Here is a 26906-nt window from a genome sequence, read left to right on the forward strand (position 1 = left end):
CTCATCTCTCTCACAGGAAAAGAAAATCCCTGTCTGGGATTTCGGCCTTTATTTGACCTGTACCGGCATGACCAGACACAGATACCCATTTTCTTCCTTGCCCCGGAAGATGGTGGGCGACAAGGGGCCATTGGTTTCCATGCGCACATCATCGGACTCAATCACCTTCAGGGCATCGATCACGTATTTGTAGTTAAAGGCGATGTTCAGGGCATCCCCGTCGTACAGCACTTCCAGCGTATCCTTGGAGTCGCCCACATCCGGAGTCTGAGCGGCCAGACTCATGTTGTTCCTGTCCAGAGATAGTTTGACGATATGAGTGCGCTCGTTGGCCATAACGGCCGTCCGCTCCAGAGAATCAATGAAGGCTTTCTTGTTGGCGAAGGCCACGATTTTATTGTCCACCGGAATGAGCTGGTTGTACTTGGGATACTGACCATCCAGCAAGCGGGACAACACGTAAAACCGGGGGGTGCGGAAGGCAATTTGCCCGTCCTGAATGGCCAAACGAACCGGCTGGGCGCTGATATCGGAAGCGCATAACTTCAGAAACTCTTGCAAGGCCTTGGCCGGAATAATGGCGGATACGTTCATTTGAGGGGTTACGCCCCCTTCAGAGACCGTTTCAATCCGCCGGGCCAGACGAGAGCCATCGGTAGCGGCCATTTCCAGTCCACTTTCATTCAACTGAAAAAAGACACCGCCCAGAACGTTGTTGGCGTCATAACTGGCGGCGGCAAAGGCGGTCTGGTTGATGGCCCGGATAAAAGCCTTGCCATCTACTTCCAAGTAGCCTTGTTCATCAATCTGCCTTATCACGGGGAACTCATCGGCGGGCAGGGTGCGCATGTCAAACAAGGCGGTTCCGCACTGAATACGGGCCGTTTGCACGGCCTCTTCAATTTCAAACTCAATTTCGCGGCCCGTGGGTAGTTTGCTGAGGATCTCCGCCAGTTTTTTGGCCGATAACGTGGTTCGGCCTTCCTCCAGCACTTTGGCCGGAATGGTGGTTTGAATGCCAAAATCCAGATCGGTGGCCGAGAGTTTGAGCGTGTCCGGGCCAACGCTTTCAATGAGAATATTGGACAGAATGGGCTGGATAACACGGGTAGCCGTGGCCCGTTGCACGGCGGACACAGCCTGATGGATATCTTCACGTTGAACGGCAAATTTCATGATCCGGGATCTCCTTACTGTCCATTTCGTTTACTCATTCAACTATAGAGTACACATTTGCGGTAGCGATCTTCAAGCCAATCTCCCGATCTTTTTACAAGCTGTTCCAGAGGCAAGTTTTGATCGTTCCTGATCGTGATCGTTTTTTATAAATTAGATCCATCATCGTACTTAGAGCGACCTAAAACCTGTAGAAAACTCTCTGATAATGTTGATATGCTTGGTTCTTGGGTTGTTGAAAACTTGTCGAGATCCTGTTGAGGTTGTTGAAAGTTTCTGACAGATCCGGGTTTTGAACAGCACTTGATCACTTCTTCAATCGATCGCTTCAACAGGTTTTAAACAGATCAGGGTGTGTAAAGTAGCGCTCTTTATTACGAATTGATCCCGAATATTGCGGATTGTGATCCGGTGGCGGGCCTTTCGGTGGATCGTCATGCCGGTTTTGACGATCGGCTTTGGGGAAAGGCTTTGAAGCGAAGGGGTTTCGATCTGGGAGAGCTGCAAAAGGCCTTACGGCGATCGGAAAGCTGTAGCTGGTCTTGGCGAAGCATCTGCTGGCGATCGGGATGCGGCTTTGAGAAGGCCCCCAGAGAACGGAGAAGGGATCAAAACGGTTGGCACCACAAGGGCAGTCCGGGCAGAGGGATCGTAAAGCGGGAACACTAATAAAAAAGGGGTACCAAGCGGCGCTGTGCGCCGACAAGGTTTAAAGTCCCAGGCGGTGGTGGGTGGATGGGTTTGAAGGCCTGAACCAGTCGCTATCGTCCAAATCGTTCAATTTGGATTTGAGGTCAGACTATCGGGCTATTTGATCCTGATTTTAAACTTCCTGCAACGCTTCAGAAAGGTGGTAAGGGCCTTCCTGCTGCACCAGGGCCCGGATTTTCATACAGGTTTGCAGCATGGGTTCCACCCAATGCAGGGGCAACATGTTGCTGGCGTCGCTTAACCCCTTTTCAGGCTGGGGGTGGGTTTCAAAGAACAAGCCGTTACAGCCAACCGCCACGGCGGCTTTGGCCAGTAAGGGGGCGTACTCCCGATTCCCCCCAGTGGTTTCTCCGGCTCCACCGGGTAGCTGCACGCTGTGAGTGGCGTCCAAAATAATGGGCAAATCCAGCGATTGCACCATGGGGATGGCCCGCATGTCCACCACCAGGTTATTGTAGCCAAAGGTGCTGCCCCGTTCGGTAATGTAGACCTGCTGGTTACCCATGCTTTTAACCTTGTGGGCGGCGTGGCGAATGTCCAGCGGGGCCAAAAATTGCCCTTTTTTGATGTTTACCGGGATGGGGGTCCTACCGGCTTCCAGCAACAAATCGGTCTGGCGGCATAAAAACGCCGGAATCTGTATCATATCCACAACTTCCGCCACGGGAGCCACTTCATGGGGCCAATGCACATCGGTCAAGATGGAGACGCCCACGCTCTCCTTGATTTCTTTCAGGATCTGAAGGCCTTCTTCCAGCCCCGGCCCTCGGTAGGAGTTGATGGAAGAGCGATTGGCCTTGTCATAGGAGCTTTTAAAGTAAAATTTGACTTCGGGAAACTGGGCCATGATGGCTTTGAGTTGACGGGCGGTCTCAAAATTGACCTCGCCCCGGTTATTTTCAAGAATGCAAGGGCCAGCGATGACGATGAATTGGGATTTGAGGGGATTGGACATGGGGAGTTTCATCCTGTGCATTGGGGAATTTTGCCTTATCAAACCATTTTTCGGGGGATGCTTCAAGCGGACTGGCTGGCAAGGGAAGTAAAACCGAAGATTTTACCCTGTGGCGAACAGTCGTCTTTTGCCACCATGAGGGGTATGAGTTTGATACCGCCCACTGAAATACCCTCTATAACCTCTGTTCCCCAAGCGCCTTACCCGGACGCTGTTTACTTGCGCGCTTTGTTAGAGGTGGATGGGCTGGGAAACTTGTCTATTCTGAAGTTACTACGGGCCTTTGAATCTCCGGAAGCCCTGTGGAATGCTCCCGAGGCCCAGTTGGCACTTCACTTGGGGGCCAGTAAGTTGGCCGCTTTTTTAAAACGCAGGGATGAGGGATTACCCATCACACTGCATCAGCGGGAGCGTTCCGAGGGTATTCAGGCCGTTGCCATTACTGAGAAAGCCTATCCAGCCTTGTTGAAAGAAATTTATAACCCCCCGGTCTTGTTGTATGTCAAAGGGAGGCTGGAAGCCTTTTCCGGGAGGTGTCTGGCGTTTGTGGGCACCCGTAAATCCAGTGAATACGGGCGAAAAGTGACTGGAAAACTGATTCAGGAATTGCGATCGACTGGAGTGGCCATTGTTAGTGGACTGGCTGCCGGGATTGATACCTGTGCCCATTGGCAGGCCATCCAGTGTAGTTTGCCCACGGTGGCTGTGTTTGGGTGCGGGCTGGATATTTTGTACCCGGCGTCCAACCGGATGCTGGCTCAGGAAATACTGGAGGCGGGCGGGGCCTGGGTCAGTGAATACCCACCCGGTACCCAGCCCACCCGGTATTCCTTTCCCCAACGGAACCGCATTGTGGCCGGGCTGTGTCAGGGCATTGTGGTGGTGGAAGGCGATATCAAAAGCGGGGCGCTGATCACGGCCCGTTTAGCTGCCGAAGAGGGACGTTCTGTGTATGCCGTACCCGGAAATATTTTTAGTTCCGGGAGCCAGGGGCCTCATGAGCTGCTCAAAACAGGGGCCACGCTTGTTAATAAAGGCTCAGAGTTGTTGACTGATTTGGGCTGGGATACTCCACACACCGATGGAATGATGAGGCACAGTCAACCGCAAGTAGCCAGTTTGCCGGAGTTGTCCGAAGAAGAGGGGCGATTATTACAAGCCATTGCTTATGATCCCATGGGCATTGATGATTTACCGAGGGCAACCGGATACGCTTCTGCTAAAATCAATGAGCTTTTAACTCTGTTGGAGTTGGAAGGCTTGATTGTTTTGTTGCCGGGGGCTAAAGTTTGTCGCAAGTAGAGATTCTGGAAAAAAGCGGAACAGCCAAAGGGGCAGGTACCATGAAGACCCTGGTGTTGATTGACGGTCATTCGCTGGCCTATCGCATGCATTTTGCCCTGGAGCGCACCAATATGCGCACCTCCGAGGGGACGCCCAGTTGGGCCGTGTATGGGTTTTTCAACAACCTGTTTGCTTTGCTCAAAAAAATCAAGCCGGATGCCATCGCCGTTTCTTTCGATGTCAGCCGGATAACTTTCCGCAACGAGCTTTACCCAGAATATAAAGCCCATCGCGATTCCATGCCCGATGAAATGCGCGCACAAATGGACTTAATCCGCCGGGGGGTGGAGCTATTGGGCATCCCCATATACGAGAAGCAAGGTTTTGAGGCTGATGATGTGATCGGCACCCTGGCTTGTAAAGCCGCCCGGGAAGGCTTTTGGGTGCAAATCCTGACCGGGGATCAGGATGCCTTTCAGTTGGTGGATGATTTAGATCCCGCCAACCCGGCCAAAGCCCACGCCGGGAAGATTGAAGTCTTGATTCCGGCCCGCATGCCCCGTGAGGAGATGAAAACCTACGATCGGCAAGGGGTGTTTGAGAAGTGGGGCATTTACCCGGAGCAGGTGATTGATTTTAAGGCCCTCAAGGGAGACACCTCCGATAATATTCCCGGTGTACCCGGCATTGGCGATAAAACGGCGGTCAAGCTGCTGACGGAATACCAGACCTTGGAGAATTTATACCAGCACATTGAGGAATTGCCTGCCAATAAGCTGCGGGAAAAGCTGGAAACCTACAAAGATCAGGCTTTTTTAAGCCAGCAATTGGCTACCATTAACCGGGAAGTGCCACTGTCCGTGGTCTGGGAGGATTGCCATCTGGTGATCCCCGATTTGGAAGCCTTGACTGCCTTTTTGGAGAAAATGGAATTTAAATCGATTCTCAAGCAAGCCCCGGTTTTGTTTGGATCATTTTTGATGGAAACCCAATCAGGAGCGCTGTCCGAGTCCACAGACTCAGTCTTGGATGCAGCGGATTCACCCGGGAGGGAGGAGGTTTCCTCGCTAGCCAGCCTTCAAGTGCAGCCCATGCGGGTGGATCATACCATTGTGACCCGACTGGAGCACTTGAGTGCGCTCATCCAGCAGATTGAGCAAGCCCAGGTGTTTGCTCTGGATTTGGAAACCACCGGCCTGGATGTACACACGGCCCAATTGGCCGGGGTCGCCATATCCGTGTGGGACGCCTTTGAGCGTTTTGAGCGGCCCGCCCAGAACCAATTGGCGTTGTCCGATTATCCGGCGGCCTTTCCAGCGCTGCGCCTGAAGGAAAACTTACCTGAAGCGTCTATTGCCAATTTTTACATTCCCATTCGAGCGGAAGGGTTGGAAACATCGCTTACCGAAACACAGATTCTAGAAGCCTTGCGCCCGGTCTTAACCAGTGAGTCGGTGGTGAAACTGGTTCATAACGCCAAGTTTGAGTGCAATATTTTCAGGCAATTAGAAATCCCTTTACGGGGCTTGGTATTTGACACCATGATTGCCAGCTACGTGCAGAACCCCGACCGGCGGCACGGCTTAAAAGCGCTGGCGGAAGAGGTGTTGGGCCAGTCCATGACCGAGATTAGGGAGCTGATTGGCACCGGCAAGAAGGAAAAGTTGTTTTCCGAGGTGCCGGTGGAGCTGGCGGCGGCTTACGCCAGTTGTGACGGTTACGCCACCATAGCCCTGGCTCGGTACTTTTTGGAGCGGCTGGATGAGCAACAATGGACGCTGTTTTATGAAATTGAAATGCCCCTGGCCCATGTATTGGCAGATGTGGAGTGGACGGGCGTTTCTCTGGATACGGCCTACCTGAAAAAGCTGAGTGATGAATTGGCGGAGCGCTTGCAAATCCTGGAACGGGAGGTTTGTGATCTGGCGGGCGGGGACTTTAACCTGAATTCCCCCAAGCAGGTGGCCGAAGTCCTGTTTGACAAAATGGGCATTGCCCCCACCCGTAAAACCAAGGGAAAAACCGGCTACAGCACCGATGTGAAGGTGCTGGAATTACTGGCCGATGAGCATGAGATAGTGCGCAAGCTGCTGGAGTATCGACAGCTGTTCAAGCTGAAATCGACCTACATCGATGCCTTACCGGCTCTGGTCAACCCGAAAACCCATCGTCTGCATACGAGCTTTAACCAAACGGTGACGGCCACCGGGCGCTTGTCCAGTAGTAACCCCAATTTGCAGAACATTCCCATTCGCACGGAGCTGGGCCGTCTGATTCGGCAGGCCTTTGTCCCACAGCAAGCCCAAGGCTGGTCGTTGTTGTCCGCCGATTATTCCCAGATTGAGCTGCGCTTGCTGGCCCATTTTTCGGAAGATCCGCACTTGGTCAAGGCCTTCCAGCAAGGGGAAGACATTCACACGGCCACGGCCTCTCTGGTGTTCGGCTTGCCCCTTGATAAAGTCAGCAAAGAGCAGCGCTACCGAGCCAAAACGGTCAATTTTGGGGTGGTTTACGGACAATCGCCCTTTGGTTTGGCCCAGCAGCTTAAAATCCCCCAAAGCGAAGCGGCTCAATTCATTCAGCTTTACTTTTCCCGGTATGGCAAGGTCAAGCAGTGTATTGACGCCATCAAAGCGCAGGCCCACAAAACCGGGCAGGTGCAAACCATCTGCGGGCGCACCCGGGATCTCTCTCGAGACCTGCAAAGTAGCAACCGCAGTATCCGGGAATTCGCCGAGCGCGCCGCTTTCAATACCCCCTTGCAAGGGTCTGCCGCCGATTTGATGAAAGTGGCCATGATCCGCTTGCATCAGCAGCTTTTGTCGGAAGGCTTAAAGACTCGTATTATTCTGCAGGTTCACGATGAACTGGTGCTGGAAGTGCCGGATGCCGAACTGGAGCAGGTGAAGCGGTTGGTGCGTACTGCCATGGAGTTGGGACAGCCGTTGCATGTGCCTTTAGAGGTGGATGTCTATGTTGGCCCCAGTTGGATGGAGTAGAATGGGAAATGAGTGGTCGCGGTGTTTTCGTGGACTGCTGGCAGTGTTGTTGTGAGGCCCCATGCTAAAGCACGTTACCCTGGTTCAGAATCTGAGTACCGATCCCCAGAGCGTTTACGCCAATCAGGTGCTGGAATATTTAACCCATCACGGGGTGCATGTTTCCCATTTGCAGGTGTTGGGCAAGGATTGCCCGGTAGTACCTCCGGCGGCGGCCCACCCCGATTTGGTCATTGTGTTGGGCGGCGATGGCACTTTTTTAAGGGCGGCCCGCAAGTTTGTCAGCGAGAATGTGCCACTGGTGGGTATTAACACCGGTGCTTTGGGCTTTTTAACCCACATTGAGGCTGACAAGATTCCGTTTTACCTGGATCTGCTCATTCAGGGCAAATACAGCCTGGAGTCCCGCATGATGCTTTCCATTGAAAATTGCGGGGAAGCGGGAGGTGATGTCACCGCCTTGCAAGAAGAGCTGGCCCTGAATGATGTGGTGGTGAAAAACGCCAACCCCAGCCAGTTATGCCGGTTGCATTTGCATGTCAACAATACGCCCGTGGCCGTTTACGATTCCGATGGACTGATTTTGTCTACCCCCAGTGGCACCACGGCCTATACCATGGCCGCAGGCGGCCCGGTGATTTCTCCGGAAGTGGACGCCATTTCCATTACCCCCATTTGTCCCCATAGTTTTTCCGCCAAGGCGGTGGTGGTGCCTTTTAACAAGGAATTTAAAATCCAGTCGGATGCCAAAAATCAGGACGTGGTCTACGCCCTGGATGGTCTGGAATGCGGTGTGCTGAAGCCGGGAGAATCTCTGGTGGTGGTTCGGGCGGCCATTCCCTTCCAGATGGTGAATTTTGAACAGAGCGAAAATGACTTTTACTCCCTGCTCAAGCGTAAGTTGCAGTGGTCGATGAATCCTCGCTGGCAATCTCAGGAGGCCCGAGCCGGAGCGCAGGTTTATACGGAGCATCCGCCGCAGCAAAGTTCTCCCTCAGTCTGATTTTTTTCAGTCTGATTCTAATTTTTTTAGGCCTGATATTTTGGCCAACATTGGTTGAGACCCCTTTCGTTATGCTCAAACAGCTTCAAATTCGAAATATCGCCATTGTGGAAACCGTATCGGTTTCCTTTGACAAGGGCTTTACGGTCATTACCGGCGAAAGTGGCTCCGGGAAAAGCATTTTGCTGGATGCCATTGCCTTGGCCTTTGGAGCCAAAGCCTCTCCCCGGGAAATTTTACGGGCGGGCACCCAGCGGGGACACGTTGAATTGCTGTTTGACATCACCGCCTTGCAGGATTCTCAGCCGTTGCGTGACTTTCTGGAGGCCCAAGGGGTTTCCTTGCTGCCGGATGAAACCGAGATTTTACTGTCTCGGGAATTTACCCCCGGGGGGAGTCGATCCCGCATCAATGGCACGCCGGTGACCCGGGATGTTCTGGAGGCCTTGCGGCCCTGGGTGATTGATTTGCACGGTCAGCATGAGTTGACCAGTCTGTTCCAGCGAGACAAGCAGCGGGCCTATTTGGACGCCTTCGGGGATGCCAGCCATCGGGCTTTAAAGCGACAGGTGGCCCGAGCCTACGATGAATGGGCCACGCTCAATCGCCAATTGGACACGCTGATGAAAAACCGGCAGGATATTGAGCGCCAGCGGGATTTTTTGATGTTCCAGTTGCAAGAATTGCAAGAGGCCCGCTTGGAAGATGATCAGGAGGATGTGAAAACCCGGCAGGAACTGGAAATTTTGAGTCATGCGGAGCGTCTGATTCGAATATCAGAGCAAGGGGCCAATCTGCTCACCGAAGGAGACGCTCAAACCCCCGCTGTGCTGGATCAGTTATCGCTTCTGCAAAAAAAATTATCGGAGGGGGCTGTTTACGATCCGGCGTTGCAGACGCTTTCGACGCAACTGGATGGGGTTTATGCCGAATTGCAGGCTGTGGCCAGTGAATTGAGCCGCTATGCGGATCGGGTGGAAGTACAACCGGAAAGCATCGGGCAGCTTTCAGACCGTTTGGATACATTGGAAAAGTTAAAGCGCAAGTATGGCCATACCCTGGCAGAGGTGATAGAGCGGCGGGATAGCTTGGCCGAGGAGCTGGATTTTCTGGAGTCGGGCGAGCAGAATTTTCAGGCCTTGGAAGCGACCATAGCGGAAAAGCAAACCGATTTACAGCAGGTCAGTCAGCAGTTGAGTGAGGCTCGTCGACATCTGGCTGAATCGCTCAAGCAGCGCTTGCTGGAACAATTGCAGGTATTGGCCATGCCCGGGGTGTCGTTTGACATTGACTTCCTGCCTGTTTCCTACAGCCGGGAAGGGCTGGAGGAATTGGAGTTCCTGTTTTCGGCCAACCCGGGGGAACCCTTGCGCTCTTTGGCCAAAGTGGCCAGTGGGGGGGAACTTTCTCGGTTTTTGCTGGCCATGAAAGTGTTAACCGCCGGTGCGGATGGCTTATTGACCCTGGTGTTTGATGAGATTGACAGTGGTATTAGCGGCCCCACGGCCAAAACCGTGGCGGAGAAACTGGCAGCCCTGTCTAAAGCCATTCAGGTGATTGCCATTACCCACCAGCCCATGATTGCGGCCATGGGACGCCAGCATTTCCATGTGGAAAAGCAGGTCTTGCAACAAAAAGACGGTTCGGAAACCGTGCAGGTACTGGTTCACGTTCTGGCTGGGGATGATGCGCAGCGCGTTCAGGTGCTGAGTCGTTTGGTGAGTGGCATGGACAGCGGGGATGACGCCGTGGAGAAGTTCATTCGTCGTTTGCAGACCGATGCCGATCAGTTTTATCGGCAAATGGAAGGCTATACGACTGTAGGTTAGGTTTTTTGGGTACCCTAAAAGCCCTTGGCGGCAGGCTGGGTGGCGATACCTCCAAAGGGCTTTCAGGGATGGTTGATTGTACTGGCCCGAATTATCGGGGCGGCGGTGGGCCTTGAGGAGGCGGGCCCATGGGGGGCGGGAATGGCGGCATGGGTGGATATCCAACCCCACGGCCACTGTAAATCAGCCCTTGCATGAAATTAACATCTTCAAATAACGAATTGGTATAGGCGTTGTTGGTCAGGCCATGGGCGTTCAAGCCATCAAAACTGGGTCCATACGGAAATGCGGCCTGAATGCCGGGAGGGCCCGGATACGGTGGAATACCTCCACCCGGCGGCGGTGGATAACTTCCCGGTGGTGGAAATCCCGGGTAGCCGGGGCCACCCCAAAGCGGTTGAACCATAATACTGTCCCCCAATTGTGTCCCTTTAGGAGCTTTCTGATAAAGCCCTGTCCCTTGTATTTGCATAAAAACAACAGGGAGTGATTTTTTGTTATATAAAGTCATGTCTATTTTTTAAATCTGAATAAAAATTAAAGATTTTTGAGGGTGGTGCCGATAGGGTTTCCAAGTGCGACGGAATAGCAAAGGGATCGTGCATGGGGTCGGCTTCACTGTTAAGAGTCACCAAAGGTCTGCCAACGGCGGCCTTGTGCTGCCTGATGGCTTGGGCACTGGCGGTTCAGGCAGAGCCTTACGCAGAGTCTAACAAGGATCGAGCCGCTACGACAGGCGGTTACCTTCTGCCGGATTATGCCCGAGGGGTGCAGGCGTTCCGCTCGGGGGACTATCATCGGGCTGAGGATTATTTTCGTCGGGCATTGCAAGCTGACAGTAGCAATGCCAATGCCCACTACTACCTGGGCTTGACCCTGGACAAGCTGGGTCACCTCTCCGAAGCCCTGTATGAGTATGAGTTTGTCATTCGTCAGGGTCGGGAAGCGCGCCTGGTGCATTACGCCCATGAGCGGGTGAATGCCCTGGCTGCTGCTATCAGTGTTCAGGAGTCTTCCCGTACGGCTCCATCCCCCACGTTGCAGTCTGTGTCCTACGCTCCCGTCACGACATCCGCCTTTCAGCAAGTCAGCAGTCCATTGCAGGAGCCGATCAAGGTTCTGTTAAAAGATACCCACAACGCCCTGATTGTGGATGCCGTCCTGTATGAGGGCAGGCAACAGAGTAGCGGCGCCTTTATCATCGATACGGGCGCAACATACACTTCCATTTCCCAGCAAATGGCTGAGCAACTGGGGTTGAATCTGGCAAATTGTGAAAAGGTACTGATCACCACTGCCAACGGGCGCATTGAGGTGCCCAAAATCACCATTGAGCGCTTGCAAGTTAATGGTCTGGAGGCCCGTAACGTGGAAGCCACGGTCATACCGGTGCGGGCAGGTTCCAGTTTTTCCGGCTTGTTGGGTCTCAGTTTTATGCGCCAGTTTGTGGTGACCATTGACCCGCAGGCGGGGCACCTGATTTTTCAGCAGAACCGGTTGTTCTAGCGGGGTTTTTGAAGCCCCGGGTGGGCCGTTCGATTGGCCTTTGGGGCAAGGGGGAAAAGGCCACAGACCAGACCGGAAATAGCCAAACCGGTACACCGCTTGACTTTGCCCTGTCCAGCGGAGCAGCATGAAAGTTTAAACCCTGATGCCGCCTTGGATAGGTGGAATCTGGTTTTTTATCTATAATAAAATTGTCACGAATAAGGATCGTTTTGGTATGTCCACGCCCCCTAGCACCGCTCACAGTCAGCTAAAGTCTCCGGCCAATCGCCTGAGTAAGCTGCCCACCTATGTTTTTGCTGAACTGGATGAGTTGAAAGCGGCGGCGCGGAATCGGGGCGCGGATCTGATTGACCTGGGTATGGGCAACCCCGACCAGCCCACACCCGAACCCATTATCAAAGCCATTCAGCAAGGGGTGGCCGATCCGGCCAACCACGGTTACCCTAATTTCAAAGGAAAACCTGAGTTTCGAGAAGCCGTTGCTGCCTGGATGAAGCGCCGCTATAACGTGGACATTGACCCGGAAACCGAGGTTCAGCCCCTCATTGGCTCCAAAGAAGGTTTGGCTCACATTACCTTTGCCTACATTGATGCCGGGGACTACAGCATTGTGCCCTCTCCCTACTACCCGGTTCACAGCCGGGCCACCTGGATTGCCGATGGGCATGTCCATCACGTGCCGCTGACCGCTGAAAATAATTTTCTGCCGGATTTGGACAGCATCCCGGAAGAAGTGGCCCAAAAGGCCAAGCTGTTTTTTGTGAGTTATCCCAATAACCCCACCGCCGGGGTGGCCGATTTGGCTTTTTATGAAAAGCTGGTGGCCTATTGCCGCAAGTACAATATCGTTCTGGTCAGTGATTTGGCCTACGGGGAAATCACCTTTGACGACTTCCACCCGCCCAGTATTTTTAATGTGCCGGGCGCAAAGGATGTGGCCATTGAGTTTCACTCCTTCTCCAAAAACTTCAACATGGCCGGGTGGCGAGCCGGGTTTGCCGTGGGGAATCCGGAGATTGTGAAAGCCCTGTATTCGGTGAAAACAAACCTGGACTACGGCTTGGCCTCCGCCATTCAGGATGGCTGTATTTACGCTTTGAACCACGGCGAAGAGTTTTTGCCCGGTCTGGTCAAAACCTATCAGGAGCGTCGGGATGTTCTGGTCAAAGGGTTCCGTGAATTGGGTTGGCAGGTGGAGCCCACCAAGGCCACCATTTACATGTGGCTTCCCATTCCCAAGGCGTTCCCCGATTCCAAGGCCTGGTGCCGCCACCTGATTGATACCGCCGATGTGGTGATTACCCCCGGAATTGCCTTTGGAGAGGCCGGGGATCGCTACTTCCGGGTGTCGTTGGTATCCCCCAAAGAAACTTTGCAGAAGGCCATTGACCGCTTGAAAGAGAAAGGCATCCGTTACCAGTCATGAGCAATCCGTTTGCGGGAAAGACTTATTTGATCACCGGCGGAGCTGGGTTTATCGGTTCCCACTTGACCAAAGCCCTGCTGGATGCCGGGGCGGGTGTGATTGTGGTCGATGAGTTCAACGACTTTTATGATCCTGCCATTAAAGAAGCCAACGTGGCTCCTTTTTTGAATAATTCCCATTTTCGGTTGTACCGCAAGGACATTCGGGAATTTATCGGCCTGCGGGATATTTTTGAGCATCACGGGCGAGCCTTGCAAAGCGGTGGGATTATTCACCTGGCCGCCCGGGCCGGAGTGCGTCCCTCCCTGAAAGAACCCCGTCTCTATCTGGATACCAACGTCACGGGCACTCTCAATCTGGCGGATCTGGCCCGTGAGTTCGGGGTGAAAAAGTTTGTATTCGCCTCTTCCAGCTCTGTTTACGGTGATTCCCCCGATCGGGTTCCCTTCCGGGAAGATCAGGATATCTCCAAGCCCATTTCCCCGTATGCCTCTACCAAGGCCATGGGAGAAAGCCTGCTGTACACCTACAGCCATTTGTACAAGTTGCAAGTGGTGGCCTTGCGCTTCTTTACCGTGTATGGGGCCGGGCAACGCCCGGATTTGGCCATTCACAAGTTTACCCGCCTGATTGATGAGGGCAAGCCGATTCCCGTGTTTGGAGATGGTTCCAGCCGTCGGGATTACACCTACATTGACGATATTATTCAGGGTGTGTTGGCCGCCACGGCTTACGATAAAACCCCGTATGAGATTTTCAATCTGGGAGAATCCCAAACTACCGAGTTGGGTACCCTGATTTCCCTGATTGAGCAATCACTGGGGAAAAAGGCCATCATTGATCGCCAACCCCGCCAGCCGGGAGATGTTTCGGTGACTTTTGCCGATATTTCCAAGGCCCACCGGTTGTTGGGCTACAGCCCCAAGACCAAAATCCGGGATGGCATCCCCAAGTTTGTGGAGTGGTACAAACATTACCGCAAAACGCCCACGATGGCTTAATGGATAGATACCCGCCTGATGGGGAAGATTTGTGCGGAGGCAATTTGTACCCGGCTATTGGTTTTTCACTCAAAGTAAGACCCAGCTGATCTTGTGTCGGTCTTTTTGCTTTAGGGTCACACCAGTTTTTGAAGTAACAAGCCCGAAACCTTGCGCTAGAATGAAAGAGCGTTTTTGTTCGTTTTAAAAATGGAGCCTCGCCCGTGAAAGTATGCGTTGTTGGAACCGGATATGTTGGCCTGGTGGCCGGAACCTGTCTGGCCGAAATGGGAAACGATATTATCTGCGTGGATAACAACCCCGCCAAGATTGAAACCTTGCGTCTGGGGCAGGTTCCCATTTATGAGCCGGGTCTGGAGGAGCTGATTCGCTCCAACACCAAGGAAGGCCGCTTGTCCTTCACTACCGATTTGGATGAGGCCGTGCGCAAGTCCCTGATTTGCATTATTGCCGTGGGTACCCCAGAAAAAGCCGATGGTTCCGCTGATTTGAGCGCTGTCTTTGGGGTGGCCCGTCAAATTGCCAAGGCCATGGATGGTTACCGGGTCATTGTGACCAAAAGTACCGTTCCTGTCGGCACTGCCGATCAAATTCGGGCCATTGTGGCGGAGACCACCACTCACGAGTTTTCCATCGTTTCCAACCCGGAGTTCCTGAAACAAGGGGCGGCTGTGGATGATTTCCTGAAGCCGGATCGGGTGGTTATTGGGGCCGACAATCAACGGGCCTTCGATATTATGCGGGAGCTGTACGGGCCCTTCCTGCGCACCGGCAACCCCATTATCAACATGGACATCAAATCCGCCGAGATGACCAAGTACGCGGCCAACGCCTTTTTGGCCACCAAAATTTCCTTTATCAACGAAATGAGTACCCTGTGCGAAAAAGTGGGCGCTGATATTTCCATGGTGCGCACCGGCATTTCCACCGATAGCCGCATTGGCCCGCAGTTCCTGTTCCCCGGCCTGGGCTACGGCGGTTCCTGCTTCCCCAAGGATGTGAAGGCCCTGATTAAAACCGGTCAGGAAAATGGGCATCACATGAGCATTCTGGAAGCGGTGGATCAGAAAAACGATCAGCAACGTCAGGATTTCATCGACAAAGTGCTGGCTTACTTTGAAGGGGATGTAAAAGGCAAAACCTTCGCCATGTGGGGTCTGGCTTTTAAGCCCCGAACCGATGACCTGCGGGAAGCGCCCAGCAAAACCATTATCGAAGCCTTGCTGGCCAAAGGGGCTAAGATCAAGGCCTTTGATCCCAAGGCTACCGATGTGGCCCGCCAGATTTTCGGTGAAAAGATTTCCTATACCGAAACCGCTTACGAGGCTTTAGAGGGGGTGGATGCCCTGCTACTGGTGACCGAGTGGAACGAGTTCCGCCGTCCCGACTTTGACAAGATGAAAACCCTGATGAAGCGGGCCGTTATTTTTGATGGCCGCAACCAGTATGAGATTGAGCGCATGGGTCGTCGGGGTTTTGAATACTACTGCGTGGGGCGTCCCGGTGTGGATGCCGCTGAAGTGGATGAATCAGAAACGCAACGGGAGCGGGCGGGCGTATGAAAAAGCGAATTCTGATTACGGGCGGAGCCGGCTTTATCGGCTCCCACCTCACGGAGCGGCTGCTGAAAGAGGGCCATGAGGTGCTTTGTCTGGATAATTTTTTTACCGGCAGCAAAGACAATATCTTGCACCTCCTGGATCACAAGTATCTGGAAATCATTCGGCACGATGTGATTGAACCCATTCTGCTTGAAGTGGATGAAATTTATAATCTGGCCTGTCCGGCTTCCCCGGTGCATTACCAGTACAACCCGGTGAAAACGGTTAAAACCAATGTCATGGGCATGATCAACATGCTGGGTTTGGCCAAGCGCACCAAGGCCAAAATTTTTCAGGCCTCCACCTCGGAAGTGTACGGCGATCCGGAACAGCATCCCCAACAGGAAAGCTACTGGGGTCACGTCAATCCCATTGGCATTCGCAGTTGCTACGATGAAGGCAAGCGTATTGCTGAAACCCTGTGCATGGATTATCACCGGCAGCACGGGTTGCGGGTCAAAATCGTGCGGATTTTCAACACCTACGGCCCCCGCATGGCCATTAACGATGGTCGGGTGGTCAGTAACTTTATTGTGCAAGCCCTGCAAAACAAGCCCATTACCGTTTACGGGGAAGGCCAGCAAACCCGCTCCTTCTGCTATGTGGATGACCTGGTGGAAGGCTTTATTCGCCTGATGGACAACACCCCGGACGATTATCCCGGCCCGGTGAACATTGGCAATCCCGGTGAGTTCACCATTCTGGAACTGGCGGAAAAAGTCATTGCCCTGACCGGCTCCAGCTCTAAAATTGAGCGCTTGCCCTTGCCGCCGGATGATCCCACTCAGCGCCGCCCGGACATCACCATCGCCAAGGAAAAACTCGGTTGGGAACCCACCATTATGCTGGAAGCGGGCCTGAAAAAGACCATCGCCTACTTTGACGCCCAATTGAAAAAGCAGGGTTAGCGGTTCACCTGTTTTTTGACTTTCCCCATTTTCTTGCGATCCAGATAATCCTGCAAAATGCGCATGGCGGCGGCTTGATCCACCTTGCCTTTGTGCCGCTCCCGAGAGCTTTGAATGCCCATATCCCGCAGGGATTGCTCGGCCATTTTAGAGGTCAGCCGCTCATCCATAAAGGCCACCGGAAGGCCCAGCCCCTCGCTTAAGACGGCGCCCAATTCCCGGGCTTTTTGGGCGGAAACCCCTTCTTCCCCGCTCATGTGCAAGGGCAAGCCAATGATGATCTCTTTGACCTCATAGCGATCACAGACCGCCCGAAACTCAGGCAGCAGGTCTTTGCCCTCGTAATTGCTGATGGTCTCCAAGCCCACCGCGAAGTTGCCGAAGGGATCACTAATGGCCAAACCCAGGCGTTTTTCTCCGGGATCAATGCCCAAAACGCGGGGCGGCAGCAACTCGTCATCGCTCATGAGGGTCTTTTACTCACGGTTCCAGCTCCCATGCCGTTAATACGGCATCTACCAAATGCTCAAAGGTGTCGCTGTTTTGAAGTTCCGGGCTGGTTTGGGCCCCTTGCTTCAGGCGCAACAGATCCTCTTCCACGCAGCGGCGCCCATAATGCTTGATAAAGCCATCCAGTTCCGATTCGATGCCGTGGTAGTTCACCAGCTTTTGCACCTCGGTGGCGGCCAGTCCAGCGAAGGTGCTGGCCTTTTGTTCCATCAACAGGTAGGCGGAATCGGCCAGCCGGTTGATCAAAATCTCTTTCCACTCGCTGTTTAACAGGCCGTGTACCATGGCTTCGGCCAGTTTATCCAGGGTGGCGATAAAGGCGGCTTCCAACTGCTTTAGTTTATGTTCTTTCTCGGCGTCATTGGCTTCGGCCATGGCGCGGGCGCAGACTTCCAGCACGTTTTCCAGAATGCTGGTCACCACCGGGTGATCGCCTTCCTCCAGAAACCAGGTGCTAAAGTCGGGATGCTGATAGAGGCTGACGCTGGCCTGATGCCAGTTGGGATTGGCCCACTGGGCGCTGTTAGAAATCAGGTCTATAGCGGGCAGGGCTAACAGGGCCGGATCTTGCAACAAGACCTTCCAGCAAGTGTACTCATACGGAATCCGAAACTTTTGCTGGTGATTGATGGCTTCGGCGGCGTTTAATTTTTGCAGGCAGTAGGCCGCCGGGGTGTGGATTTTGGTGTTTTCCTCATGGAATTTTTCAATCAGTTTGTGGAAATCCGGCTTGGACAGCTCGTAAAAGCCAAAGCAGTCCATTACCCCATGCAGGTCGTTAATGGCCACGCTCATCATGCAGATGTCGCCGTTTTCCCGCTCCCGGCTGATGATGATGCCCTGATTGCCAATGCCGTCCGGGATGGTGGCATAGCATTGGTAAAGCTCGGTTTGAGCCACCAGTGGATGGATTTCGGTGGCTTCCAGTCGAGCCTCATCCAGTTTTTCGTCTCGATACAAGCCCCCGATTTTCAGGGCGTTAATGGATTTTTTGATGACTTTCATCAATTTGGGGTCATCCGCAAACCAGTCCTGATGCTCAGCCAGAAACAGGGCCGCTTTTTTGGACCGGGTTTCGCCCAGCAGGGTTAACAGCAGTTCCTGGGTTTGATGCGGCGGGAGGGCCAAAAGCGCGGGTAAAAAAATGTTGAGCAGGTATTCCACCGGGTAGTCCGATTGTAGCGAGCTGATCAGGTTGCACTGCTCATCCACGGGCAGGGAAAAAATAAAGTCGATAAAATCAATCAGCGCTTCCGGGTTGCGGGTAGAAACCTCCAGCATCCGTTCAGTTTCCCGGTTGATCAGGCCGGCCGGATCGTCCAGATAATCCAGATACAGGTTGGGGTCGGTCTCATCGCCCAGTTGCCGCAGAATGACGTTGGCGGCGTCCTTGACCTCATCGGTGCTTTTAGCGTTTTCTATGAGCGACCATAGCGGTTTTTGCAGGCTCTCAATGCTGCCCAGTTCCATCAGCAACTCGGAAACAACCTGCATGCTGCAGGGGTTACCGGCTCGCTGTAACTCTTTTACCAGAATGCGCAGGACGGTTTCCCGGTCGGTGATGACTTGCAGGCGTCTGATTTGCTTGTTTTTATCCAGCCGGGACGCTTCATCCCAGGTGTTCAAAAAATCGATGACCGACAGCACTTCACTGCGGATAAAAAGTTTGGAGGTGGGGGGGGGCGATTGGTTCATAATTCAAATTGTATTACATTACTGTCTCTAACCACCGCTTCCAATCGTGGTCAGGCCATCCGGGCAAGTCAGGGCCGGGACTGGTTTTTGTTAGGGAAGCGGTTATGATCGTGCTTGGTCAAGCCATGTAAGGCAGGAGAAAACCCGACGTGTCCTTCAAAATGAATGCCGTAATTGCTTCGGTGGCCGCTGGCAGTATTGCTGATCAGCTGGGCTTGCTGCCCGGGGACGCCCTATTGGCTATCAATGGCTCCGATGCCCTGGAGGATATGTTTGACTATCAGTTTGAAGTCTCCGGTTCAGAATACCTTGAACTGCACGTTCGACACAACGACGGTTCAGAGGAGATTTATGAACTGGAGAAAGAAGCGGACGAGGATTTGGGGCTTGTTTTCACCTCGCCGGTGTTTACCCCCATTAAAACCTGCAATAACGCCTGCCCCTTCTGTTTTATCGATCAGCAACCTGCCGGACTGCGGGCCAGCCTGTATGTGAAGGATGATGATTACCGTCTGTCCTACTTTGCCAATACCTATATTACCTTAACCAATCTTACGGAGCGGGATCGGGAGCGCATTGCCCGCTTGCGGCCTGGCCCTTTGTATGTTTCGGTGCATTCTACCGTCCCGGAAGTGCGAGAGGTGGCCCTGAAAAACAAAAAGGGCGGCCACATCCTGAAGGAGCTTTCCTGGCTGAAAAGTCTGGAAGTGCCTTTTCATTGCCAAATTGTGGTCTGTCCCGGTTTGACGGATGGGGACAGCCTGCGCCAGTCGCTGGCCGATCTCTATACCTTGCGCCCGGAGGCCATGTCGGTGGCCGTGGTGCCGGTGGGCCTGACCCAATACCGGGAGCAGCTTTCGGAATTAACCCCCGTGGACAGCCAAAGCGCTTTGGGCGTCATTCAAATCGTGGATACGTTTAAGGCTCAGCATCCCGATGCGGCTGATTTTGTCTTTTTATCCGATGAATTTTACTTTAAGGCGGGGCTCCCGCTGCCCTCCTATGCGGAATACGGCGAGTTTCCCCAGTTGGATGACGGGGTGGGAACGGCCCGCATGCTGCTGGAAGACTTTTTTAATCTGGAGAATGAGTTGCCTGCCAGGATTGCGGAACCCTTGAATGTACTGCTACTGACCGGCAAGCTGGGGGCCATGATTTTACAGCCCATCGCCACCCGCCTGAACGCGGTGGAGGGCTTGTATGTGGATTTACTGGCGGTTAAAAGCCAGTTTTGGGGGGATTCGGTCGATGTGGCCGGTCTGGTCACCGGGCAGGATATTTTATCGACGCTTTCTCAAATGGATATTTCTGGCTACCGGGCCGCCATTATTCCTTCCGTCATGCTCAAACAATCCACGGAGGCCTTTTTGGATGGCAAAACGGTCAGCGAGCTTTCGCAAGCCTTGAACCTGCCGTTTTTGGTGGTGCAAGATCCTTACAGCGCCCGTGAATTGGTGGATAAAATTTTTAATCAGCAACCCGTTACGGCCTAATGGGTGGACTCAGGTTAATTGCTGCAAGCGTTGCAGGGCTTTCATGGCGTTTTGGGGCTGGTTGGCCTCTACAAACAGGGATGCCAACTGCTGTAAACCGCTGATGTAGCGTGTTTTGTCCTTGGCTTGCCGGGCGGTTCGCAGGGATTGCTGGTAGGTATCAATGGCCTGGCTGTAATTTTGGGTTCGGCGGTATGCGGCCGCCAGATTGGCCTGAATGTCGCTTTGTACCGCGGGTGAAATGTTTTCCGTGGGTAACAGTTGGGCCGCCTTTTCCAGCGCCTGAATAGCCTGCGTGGTATCGCCCACTTTGAGGGCCACACTGCCCAAATCGTTCAGGGAATGCAGCAGCGTTCTGGAATCGCCGGTTTTCTCGTCCAGTGAAACCACTTGTTCGTAGTAGCCTTTGGCCTTTTGCAGATCCCCGTGATCTTCCAGCAGGGAGGCGGCTGCCTGCAGCGCATAGGACTGCTTTTGGGGTAGTTGGGCCTGAGCGAAGCGATCGGCGGCCTGCTCGTAAGCGTTCAGGGCTTTTTGCCACTGCCCGCCTTGATCCAGAATTTTTCCTCTTAACCCCCAGACTTTGCCTTCCCAGTCTGGCTTGTTGCGTTCCTGAAGCAAGTCCAGGGCCGTTTGCAGCGTTTCATCAGCCTGCAGGAACTGTTGCTGGCTTTGCAGGGTTTTGGCCGTTTCAATCAGGGATTTCAGCTGTGTTTTGACACCGGTTGTTTCTGCTTTATCCGGTGGAACCATCGTTGGGTTCGTGTCTGGACCCGGATCGGGTGGCTGGGAGGGGGGGCGTTGGCTTGCGGTCTTGGGCGGGTTGACTTCTTCCGGGGCAATGTTGGCCTTGTAGTCAATGTCCTGCATCAGCAGGGCATCCACCCATTCCTTCACCACTTTGGAGGGCTGTCCCAAGGCCTTGCCGATGTACTGATCCAGGGTATTGGCCGCCGTGCGCAGGGTTTGCTTGATATATCCCACTTCGGGCTGTTCTTTGCCCGCTTGCAGGCGTACCACACCCAGATAGGTGGCCACTTCCTGTTGGGTAGTCTCATCCACCCCCAGGGCGGTCATGGTGTTGTTGAAGTCATGAATGACATCGTTCAGGGGAATTTTCTGAAACTGGCTGTGCTGGATGGCTTTTAGTCCAGAGCTGGATGATCCCGATTCTCGGGCTGCCCGCTGCTGCTCCGCCTGAGGTGGCTGCCAGCCGGAGGCCTTTTGTTCATCGGGGTTTACAGTGCCCGCATTGCCGTTGCCCGCGTTTTGCTGAGGACGCTGGTACGGGGTGATGAGTGGTGTATAAACACGGGATACCATGGATGCTGACTGCTCCCACTGTCGAATGGAGGGCTTGGCCGCTGGAATGCTCAATCCGGGCTTTGGGCCCTATCCGTGGTTTCGGTGCGTTGGGATGAAACTCCAGAAAAGAATCGAAAAAATCCTGCGTTTGCAGGAGCTGTTCAAAGTGTATGTAGAAAATCGGGATTTGCAGTTTTAGGCGGGCCGCATTCAGGCGTTTCTTTTTGCACAGAACAGCAGGGCCCATGTCAGCCGTTTTTCCGTTTGAAACAGAGGGTTATATGAATCAGGGCCGCCGGGCGAAAAGCTGTGCCGCTATCTGATGGGCGTTGCTTCGGGTGGGAGGTGGGCTGAAGCAGTCTCTCAGCTGAGGGGGGAGTTTGCTGTAATAAATGGACAGGCCATGGTGGTAGGTAAAGAACTTGAAAAAGTTAAATCCCAGATAGGAGGCTACCGTCAGGACTTCCAGACCGAAGATGAGCGCCATATTGGCCTGGAAACTGGTAAAGTCGTGAACGTCCACGGCACTTAAAAGCCAGTACACTTCTCCCAAAATACCGAGCGTTAAAATCAGGTAAGCCGGAAACAGGACATACACATACGGGGAGGAAAAGGCAATGCGTCCGCAGCGCTGTAAAATCAGGGCGTTGGATAAATCGGGTTCGGTGACGGCAATGACGTCCCCAAACAGGGAAGTTAAAGTATTCCACAGGCTATTACAGACAGCAAACAGGGTGAACAACCCCAGCATCATAATCAGGAACAGCTCAATGGTGAGCTGCATGGAAAGCCCAATAAAGGAAAGATCGCTGAAGGTATTAAACAGATACAGTTCGATGAGGCCCACAACAAAGGTGATAGTGCCCATGACAAGGGGGGGCAGACAAATGGCGGCCACCTGATAAATTTTCCACTGAATCAGGGCCGTCATGCCCTGATTGCTATCCGTTTGGTAATCCACATGCAGGCTGTGGGGGCGAGGAAAAGCCCTGGCCCAGCTGGTGAAGTAAATGGACTTGATGCGCAGGAGCAACTGGAAGCCGCCCAGGAAGGACAGGATGGTAAAAGCGCCAAGTTTGATAAAAAAGTAGGACGGCAAATCCCCGAAGGTTGGCTCTTGTCCGGCTGCCACCATAATGCGCGCCCGAATCCACTCAAACAGCGGCACAATCAGGCTTTCGGCGGTCAAAATGACCAAGGGAGTCACCAGAAGCAATAAAACCAGCAGAGGAATCGCCTGAGGCGGAAGGATCAGATCGAAAACTGATATCCCTGCCGCCGGGGATGGAGAGACCTCATAGCTGGTTTTATGGGTGTTGCTCATCTGCCTCTGGCGTGATTAAGCTAAGCGGTTACCTGGGGAGAATCTGCTTTTTTAGCGGGTTTCTCATCGGTTTTCTCAAAAACGATTTCACCGTCTTTCAGGCTGGTAGAGATGTTATCGCCTTCTTTAAAGCGACCCAGCAGAATCTGTTCAGACAGTTCATCTTCCAGTTTCTTCTGAATGACCCGACGCAGGGGACGGGCACCGTAAGAGGGGCTGTAGCCCTCTTTGGCCAGTTCGTCCTTGACTTCATCCGGGACGGACAAGGTCATGCTTTGGGTGGCCAACCGCTTGATCAGATCCTGCAACATGATATCCACAATGTTGCGAATCTCTTCTTTGGTCAGCTGGTGGAAGATGATGGTGTCATCCAGACGGTTCAGGAACTCGGGACGGAACATTTTTTTCATTTCGTCCATCACGGTTTCCTTCATTTTTTCGTAGCGGGCCTTTTCATCGTCATCGCTGACCGAGAAGCCGAACGGCGACGGGTTTTCGATGCCCCGGGCCCCTACGTTACTGGTCATGATGATGATGGTGTTCTTGAAGTCCACGTTGCGGCCTTTGGAATCGGTCAGGCGACCATCATCCAGAATTTGCAGCAACAGGTTGAACACATCAGGGTGCGCTTTCTCGATCTCATCAAACAGGATGACGGCATACGGCTTGCGACGCACCAGTTCGGTCAGTTGTCCGCCTTCGCTGTAGCCAACATACCCCGGAGGGGAACCGATCAGCTTGCTGACCGTGTGCCGCTCCATGTATTCGGACATATCCACCCGGATGATATTGTCCTGAGAGCCGAAGAAGTAATCGGCCAGGGCTTTGGCCAATTCGGTTTTTCCCACCCCGGTGGGGCCGCTGAAGATAAAGGAGCCAATGGGCCGATTGGGGTTTTTCAAACCGACACGGGCCCGACGGATGGCCTTGGAAATGGCGGTCACCGCGTCATGCTGGCCGATGACCCGCTCGTGCAGGGTGTCTTCCATTTTCAGCAGTTTTTCGGACTCGCTTTCGGTCAGCTTGGAGACAGGCACCCCAGTCCAGCTGGATACGATGTGAGCGATATGCTCGGCTGTGACCAGAATTTTCTTGTCTTCTTGTTGCTTTTTCCAGTCTTCGGCCATTTCCCGAATTTTTTCCCGCAGCTCCGCTTCCTTGTCCCGCAGGTCGCTGGCGGTTTCAAATTCCTGGTTGCGGATGGCCTGTTCTTTTTCCCGGATGATGCCTTTGAGATCTTTTTCCAGGGCTTTGCCTTCCGGTGGTAAGGCGCTGGATGACAGACGTACCCGGGAGCTGGCCTCATCGATCAGGTCGATGGCTTTATCGGGCAGGAAACGATCGGCAATGTAGCGGGAAGACAACTTGGCAGCCGCCTCCAACGCTTCATCGGTGATGACCAGTTTGTGGTGCGCTTCGTATTTTTCCCGCAGCCCACGCATGATCTCGATGGTTTCTTCCACGGACGGTTCTTCCACCATGACCGGCTGAAAACGACGCTCTAGCGCGGCGTCTTTTTCAATGTGCTTGCGGTACTCGCTGATGGTGGTGGCCCCGATGCACTGCAACTCCCCACGGGACAGGGCAGGCTTCAGGATGTTGGCGGCGTCAATGGCCCCTTCGGCGGCACCCGCCCCAATCAGGGTGTGCAATTCATCAATGACCAGAATGATGTTGCCGGATTGGCGAATTTCATCCATGACCTTTTTCAGGCGCTCTTCAAACTCGCCCCGGTACTTGGTGCCCGCTACCAGCAAGCCGATATCCAACTGCACGATTTTTTTATCGTTCAGGATTTCGGGCACATCGCCGTTGACGATGCGTTGGGCCAGACCTTCGGCGATGGCGGTTTTACCCACGCCGGGTTCCCCGATGAGTACCGGGTTATTTTTGGAACGGCGGCCCAGAATTTGCACCACCCGTTCAATTTCCTTTTCACGACCCACCACCGGATCCAGCCGCTGTTCCTGTGCGGATTGAGTCAGGTTGGTAGAAAATTCATCCAGCGTTGGGGTTTTGCTGCGTCCGGGGGTAGCGGTGGTGGCGGCGCCCCGGGTTTCGCCCAGCATACGGATGACGTTGCTTCTGACCTTGGTCAGATCCACGCCCAGATTTTCCAGTACCCGAGCGGCTACGCCTTCCCCTTCCCGGATCAGGCCCAGCAACAAGTGTTCGGTGCCAATGTAATTGTGTCCCAACTGCCGGGCTTCATCCCAGGACAGTTCTAAAACACGTTTGGCCCGTGGGGTAAACGGAATTTCAACGGCCACAAAACCGGAGCCTCGGCCAATGATCTTTTCGACTTCGGCGCGCGCTTCCTTCAGGTTAACGCCCATGCCTTTGAGGGTTTTGGCGGCAATGCCAGTCCCTTCACCAATCAGTCCCAGCAAAATTTGTTCGGTGCCCACAAAATTGTGGCCTAAGCGACGTGCTTCTTCCTGGGCCAACATGATGACTTTGATAGCTTTTTCTGTAAATCTTTCAAACATAGGCGCCTCAGATGCAAACCGATCTCTTTGTAAACATTTTAGTATCAAATTGTAAAAGAGGCGACCGGCGGCAGGAAAACTCTCTCAAACGCACACGCTCCCCTCACTTCACCTTTCTAGTGTATCCTATCGGGGAAACCCGTACAAGAGCGTTAAAGCTCTAACATTCAGAATTTAATGTTTTTTTCAGGAATCAAGGGGGTTCGTGTACCGATGGCATGTCCGAACTGTTCCGGTGAAACCCGGGAAACCGACCGATATTGCGCTCATTGTGGCCAACGGTTGCCGCAAAAGTTAACGGAGCCCAGTCCAGAGTCAAAGTCAACGGCGGGATGGGCCACGCTGGGCTTAACCCTGCTGGGGAGCTTGGTTTTAACCCTGCTCTTGAGCTGGCTGTTTCACTTCCCGGTGTTTATATTGGCCGGATTTTTGCCGTTACTCTGGCGACGGAGGCGCCAATAAACCGGAAAGCTCTGTGTCCGTCAGCGGACGAAGGTCCCCAGCGCCCAAGCCTTCAATTTGAACCGGCCCAAAGGACACCCGATGCAGGCTGAGAACCCGGTAACGCAGTTCAATCAGGGTGCGCCGGATTTGTCGATTAAACCCGGTGATCAGTTCCACCTGATACGTGGGTCGATGGCCGTTCAGGGGCTCCACCCGGGTCATTTTGGCCAGCTTGTTTTCCGGCATCAGCCGCACGCCCTCTTTAAGCTGTTGGATATCGCCCTCTTGAAGTGGACGATCCAGGGTGATTTCGTACACCTTGGGCAAGTGGAACCGGGGGTGGGTGACCTTGTAGATAAAATCCCCATCGTTGGAGACAATCAGCGCCCCGCTGCTATCCTGATCCAGTCGTCCTGCCGGGTCTACACTGCGCCACTCTGGCGGAATCAGCTCATAAAAACTTTTTTGGGTTTTGCCTGCTTTCCGGCTGGTGACGTAGCCCACCGGCTTGTGCAGCAGTAAATACACTTTGGGAGGCGATTGCAGGGGCTGGCCATTCACCGTGATCTGATCGGTTTCCAGGTTTACCTTGGTGCCCAGTTCCGTCACCACTTCCCCGTTGAGTTTTACTTTGCCCTGGGCAATCAGTTCATCGGCCTTGCGACGGGCACAGTAGCCACTGTCGGCAATGGCTTTATTCAGTCGAATCATGGGGGTGTTTGCTTCCTTTAGGCCGAGTGGGCCGTTGCTTTGCCCTGATGCAGGCGAACGTGCTGAAATAGGCCCAGCTGGCAGGAATCTTCATGTACCACGGCGCAGCCCAATTCGTGGGCCAGACGCAAAGCGGCTTCATAATCAGACTGGGAATACAGAGGCCACTCGCCCCGAATTTCCCCCTGAGCCTGTATTTCCACCCGATCCACGTAAATGTGAAAAGTCCCCTGGGCATGCCCTTCCTGCAGGCGACTCAAGGCCCGTTGCATGGCCAATTCCGGGTGAATGTTCAGGCTGTTCATGGCCACTAGCACCCGAATCAGGGTGTCTTCCAGGGAAATCTGGGTGGTCATTAGTTGATCCGCGTCAAACGATTCCAGGGCGAAGCGGGCGCTTTCCAGCACTCGCCCAAGAGCCTCTCGGGAGGTGGTGGGCGAATTCTGGCGATGCAGGCTGGCCATGCGTTGGGCCTCTGTTAGAGACAGCTGCGCGTTTTGCGGTTTGGTTTTCAGTGAATTTGCAGACATCGT

At 53.7% G+C, this 26906-nt stretch carries 20 protein-coding genes; 11 read left to right on the plus strand and 9 right to left on the minus strand.

Translation table 11 applies throughout. From position 1 onward, the window contains the following. Positions 1-48: 48 nt before the first annotated feature. Both dnaN and kdsA read right to left on the minus strand, forming a co-directional pair. A complete protein-coding gene (gene dnaN, locus DF283_RS01335) occupies positions 49-1176 on the minus strand; it encodes a DNA polymerase III subunit beta (RefSeq protein WP_303672798.1) in 1128 nt (375 codons plus the stop codon). Positions 1177-1999: 823 nt separating this feature from the next. Then, positions 2000-2842, minus strand: coding sequence for a 3-deoxy-8-phosphooctulonate synthase (gene kdsA, locus DF283_RS01340; RefSeq protein WP_303672800.1), 843 nt, complete (start codon positions 2840-2842; stop codon positions 2000-2002). A gap of 144 nt (positions 2843-2986) precedes the next feature. On the opposite strand from kdsA, the gene dprA reads away from it, so the two are divergent. The 10 genes from dprA to DF283_RS01390 all read left to right on the plus strand — a co-directional run bounded on the left by dprA (position 2987) and on the right by DF283_RS01390 (position 16402). Then, positions 2987-4144, plus strand: coding sequence for a DNA-processing protein DprA (gene dprA / locus DF283_RS01345; RefSeq protein WP_303672801.1), 1158 nt, complete (start codon positions 2987-2989; stop codon positions 4142-4144). Then, on the plus strand, positions 4132-7125 hold the full coding sequence (gene polA, locus DF283_RS01350) for a DNA polymerase I (RefSeq protein ID WP_303672802.1): 2994 nt from the start codon (positions 4132-4134) through the stop codon (positions 7123-7125). The genes dprA and polA overlap by 13 nt, the downstream gene beginning before the upstream one ends. Positions 7126-7186: 61 nt before the next feature. After that, a complete protein-coding gene (locus DF283_RS01355; protein WP_303672803.1) occupies positions 7187-8128 on the plus strand; it encodes an NAD(+)/NADH kinase in 942 nt (313 codons plus the stop codon). 71 nt (positions 8129-8199) lie between these two features. Next, positions 8200-9957 (plus strand): DNA repair protein RecN, encoded by a 1758-nt coding sequence (gene recN / locus DF283_RS01360; RefSeq protein ID WP_303672804.1) that lies wholly within the window; start codon positions 8200-8202, stop codon positions 9955-9957. Between the two features lie 285 nt (positions 9958-10242). Beyond that, positions 10243-10365 carry a hypothetical protein gene (locus DF283_RS01365; RefSeq protein WP_303672805.1) on the plus strand — a complete coding sequence of 41 codons (123 nt, stop codon included), beginning with the start codon at positions 10243-10245 and terminating at the stop codon, positions 10363-10365. 195 nt (positions 10366-10560) lie between these two features. After that, positions 10561-11463 (plus strand): TIGR02281 family clan AA aspartic protease, encoded by a 903-nt coding sequence (locus DF283_RS01370; protein WP_303672807.1) that lies wholly within the window; start codon positions 10561-10563, stop codon positions 11461-11463. Positions 11464-11680: 217 nt separating this feature from the next. After that, a complete protein-coding gene (locus tag DF283_RS01375) occupies positions 11681-12892 on the plus strand; it encodes an LL-diaminopimelate aminotransferase (protein WP_303672809.1) in 1212 nt (403 codons plus the stop codon). Then, complete coding sequence (locus DF283_RS01380; RefSeq protein WP_303672810.1) at positions 12889-13893, plus strand: GDP-mannose 4,6-dehydratase; 1005 nt, start codon at positions 12889-12891, stop codon at positions 13891-13893. Before DF283_RS01375 ends, DF283_RS01380 begins: the two co-directional genes overlap by 4 nt. Before the next feature lie 203 nt (positions 13894-14096). Then, complete coding sequence (locus DF283_RS01385) at positions 14097-15455, plus strand: UDP-glucose dehydrogenase family protein (protein ID WP_303672812.1); 1359 nt, start codon at positions 14097-14099, stop codon at positions 15453-15455. Further along, positions 15452-16402, plus strand: a complete 951-nt coding sequence (locus DF283_RS01390; RefSeq protein WP_303672813.1) for a UDP-glucuronic acid decarboxylase family protein — start codon at positions 15452-15454, stop codon at positions 16400-16402. The genes DF283_RS01385 and DF283_RS01390 overlap by 4 nt, the downstream gene beginning before the upstream one ends. On the opposite strand, the gene ruvX is transcribed toward DF283_RS01390, so the two are convergent. Continuing rightward, complete coding sequence (gene ruvX / locus DF283_RS01395; protein ID WP_303672814.1) at positions 16399-16869, minus strand: Holliday junction resolvase RuvX; 471 nt, start codon at positions 16867-16869, stop codon at positions 16399-16401. The genes DF283_RS01390 and ruvX overlap by 4 nt on opposite strands. Positions 16870-16882: 13 nt before the next feature. Then, positions 16883-18607, minus strand: coding sequence for a hypothetical protein (locus DF283_RS01400; protein WP_303672815.1), 1725 nt, complete (start codon positions 18605-18607; stop codon positions 16883-16885). 161 nt (positions 18608-18768) lie between these two features. On the opposite strand from DF283_RS01400, the gene DF283_RS01405 reads away from it, so the two are divergent. Then, positions 18769-20100, plus strand: coding sequence for a DUF512 domain-containing protein (locus tag DF283_RS01405; protein WP_303672816.1), 1332 nt, complete (start codon positions 18769-18771; stop codon positions 20098-20100). 9 nt (positions 20101-20109) lie between these two features. Here the strand turns inward: DF283_RS01405 and DF283_RS01410 are convergent, their stop codons facing one another. From DF283_RS01410 to DF283_RS01430, 5 genes are all read right to left on the minus strand, one after another. Further along, on the minus strand, positions 20110-21477 hold the full coding sequence (locus DF283_RS01410; protein WP_303672817.1) for a tetratricopeptide repeat protein: 1368 nt from the start codon (positions 21475-21477) through the stop codon (positions 20110-20112). A 214-nt stretch (positions 21478-21691) separates the two neighbouring features. Then, positions 21692-22729 (minus strand): hypothetical protein, encoded by a 1038-nt coding sequence (locus tag DF283_RS01415; protein WP_303672819.1) that lies wholly within the window; start codon positions 22727-22729, stop codon positions 21692-21694. Between the two features lie 20 nt (positions 22730-22749). Further along, positions 22750-25218, minus strand: coding sequence for an ATP-dependent Clp protease ATP-binding subunit (locus DF283_RS01420; RefSeq protein WP_443082976.1), 2469 nt, complete (start codon positions 25216-25218; stop codon positions 22750-22752). 435 nt (positions 25219-25653) lie between these two features. Continuing rightward, positions 25654-26373, minus strand: coding sequence for a pseudouridine synthase (locus DF283_RS01425; RefSeq protein WP_303672823.1), 720 nt, complete (start codon positions 26371-26373; stop codon positions 25654-25656). A 17-nt stretch (positions 26374-26390) separates the two neighbouring features. Then, the gene (locus tag DF283_RS01430; RefSeq protein WP_303672825.1) at positions 26391-26903 is read right to left on the minus strand and encodes a hypothetical protein; all 513 of its coding nucleotides are present in this window, start codon (positions 26901-26903) and stop codon (positions 26391-26393) included. Between the last annotated feature and the right edge of the window lie 3 nt (positions 26904-26906).

It is taken from the genome of Vampirovibrio chlorellavorus (genome assembly GCF_003149375.1).
In the GTDB taxonomy this organism is placed as follows: Bacteria; Cyanobacteriota; Vampirovibrionia; order Vampirovibrionales; family Vampirovibrionaceae; genus Vampirovibrio; species Vampirovibrio chlorellavorus_B.

Coding starts and splice junctions, on each gene's coding strand:
- dprA (WP_303672801.1), top strand. CDS start 2,987: ATGAGTTTGATACCGCCCACTGAAATACCCTCTATAACCTCTGTTCCC.
- DF283_RS01400 (WP_303672815.1), bottom strand. CDS start 18,607: ATGAACCAATCGCCCCCCCCCACCTCCAAACTTTTTATCCGCAGTGAA.
- DF283_RS01380 (WP_303672810.1), top strand. CDS start 12,889: ATGAGCAATCCGTTTGCGGGAAAGACTTATTTGATCACCGGCGGAGCT.
- DF283_RS01375 (WP_303672809.1), top strand. CDS start 11,681: ATGTCCACGCCCCCTAGCACCGCTCACAGTCAGCTAAAGTCTCCGGCC.
- DF283_RS01365 (WP_303672805.1), top strand. CDS start 10,243: ATGCGGCCTGAATGCCGGGAGGGCCCGGATACGGTGGAATACCTCCAC.
- DF283_RS01390 (WP_303672813.1), top strand. CDS start 15,452: ATGAAAAAGCGAATTCTGATTACGGGCGGAGCCGGCTTTATCGGCTCC.
- recN (WP_303672804.1), top strand. CDS start 8,200: ATGCTCAAACAGCTTCAAATTCGAAATATCGCCATTGTGGAAACCGTA.
- kdsA (WP_303672800.1), bottom strand. CDS start 2,842: ATGTCCAATCCCCTCAAATCCCAATTCATCGTCATCGCTGGCCCTTGC.
- ruvX (WP_303672814.1), bottom strand. CDS start 16,869: ATGAGCGATGACGAGTTGCTGCCGCCCCGCGTTTTGGGCATTGATCCC.
- DF283_RS01425 (WP_303672823.1), bottom strand. CDS start 26,373: ATGATTCGACTGAATAAAGCCATTGCCGACAGTGGCTACTGTGCCCGT.
- DF283_RS01430 (WP_303672825.1), bottom strand. CDS start 26,903: ATGTCTGCAAATTCACTGAAAACCAAACCGCAAAACGCGCAGCTGTCT.
- DF283_RS01370 (WP_303672807.1), top strand. CDS start 10,561: ATGGGGTCGGCTTCACTGTTAAGAGTCACCAAAGGTCTGCCAACGGCG.
- DF283_RS01355 (WP_303672803.1), top strand. CDS start 7,187: ATGCTAAAGCACGTTACCCTGGTTCAGAATCTGAGTACCGATCCCCAG.
- DF283_RS01420 (WP_443082976.1), bottom strand. CDS start 25,218: ATGTTTGAAAGATTTACAGAAAAAGCTATCAAAGTCATCATGTTGGCC.
- dnaN (WP_303672798.1), bottom strand. CDS start 1,176: ATGAAATTTGCCGTTCAACGTGAAGATATCCATCAGGCTGTGTCCGCC.
- DF283_RS01405 (WP_303672816.1), top strand. CDS start 18,769: ATGAATGCCGTAATTGCTTCGGTGGCCGCTGGCAGTATTGCTGATCAG.
- DF283_RS01415 (WP_303672819.1), bottom strand. CDS start 22,729: ATGAGCAACACCCATAAAACCAGCTATGAGGTCTCTCCATCCCCGGCG.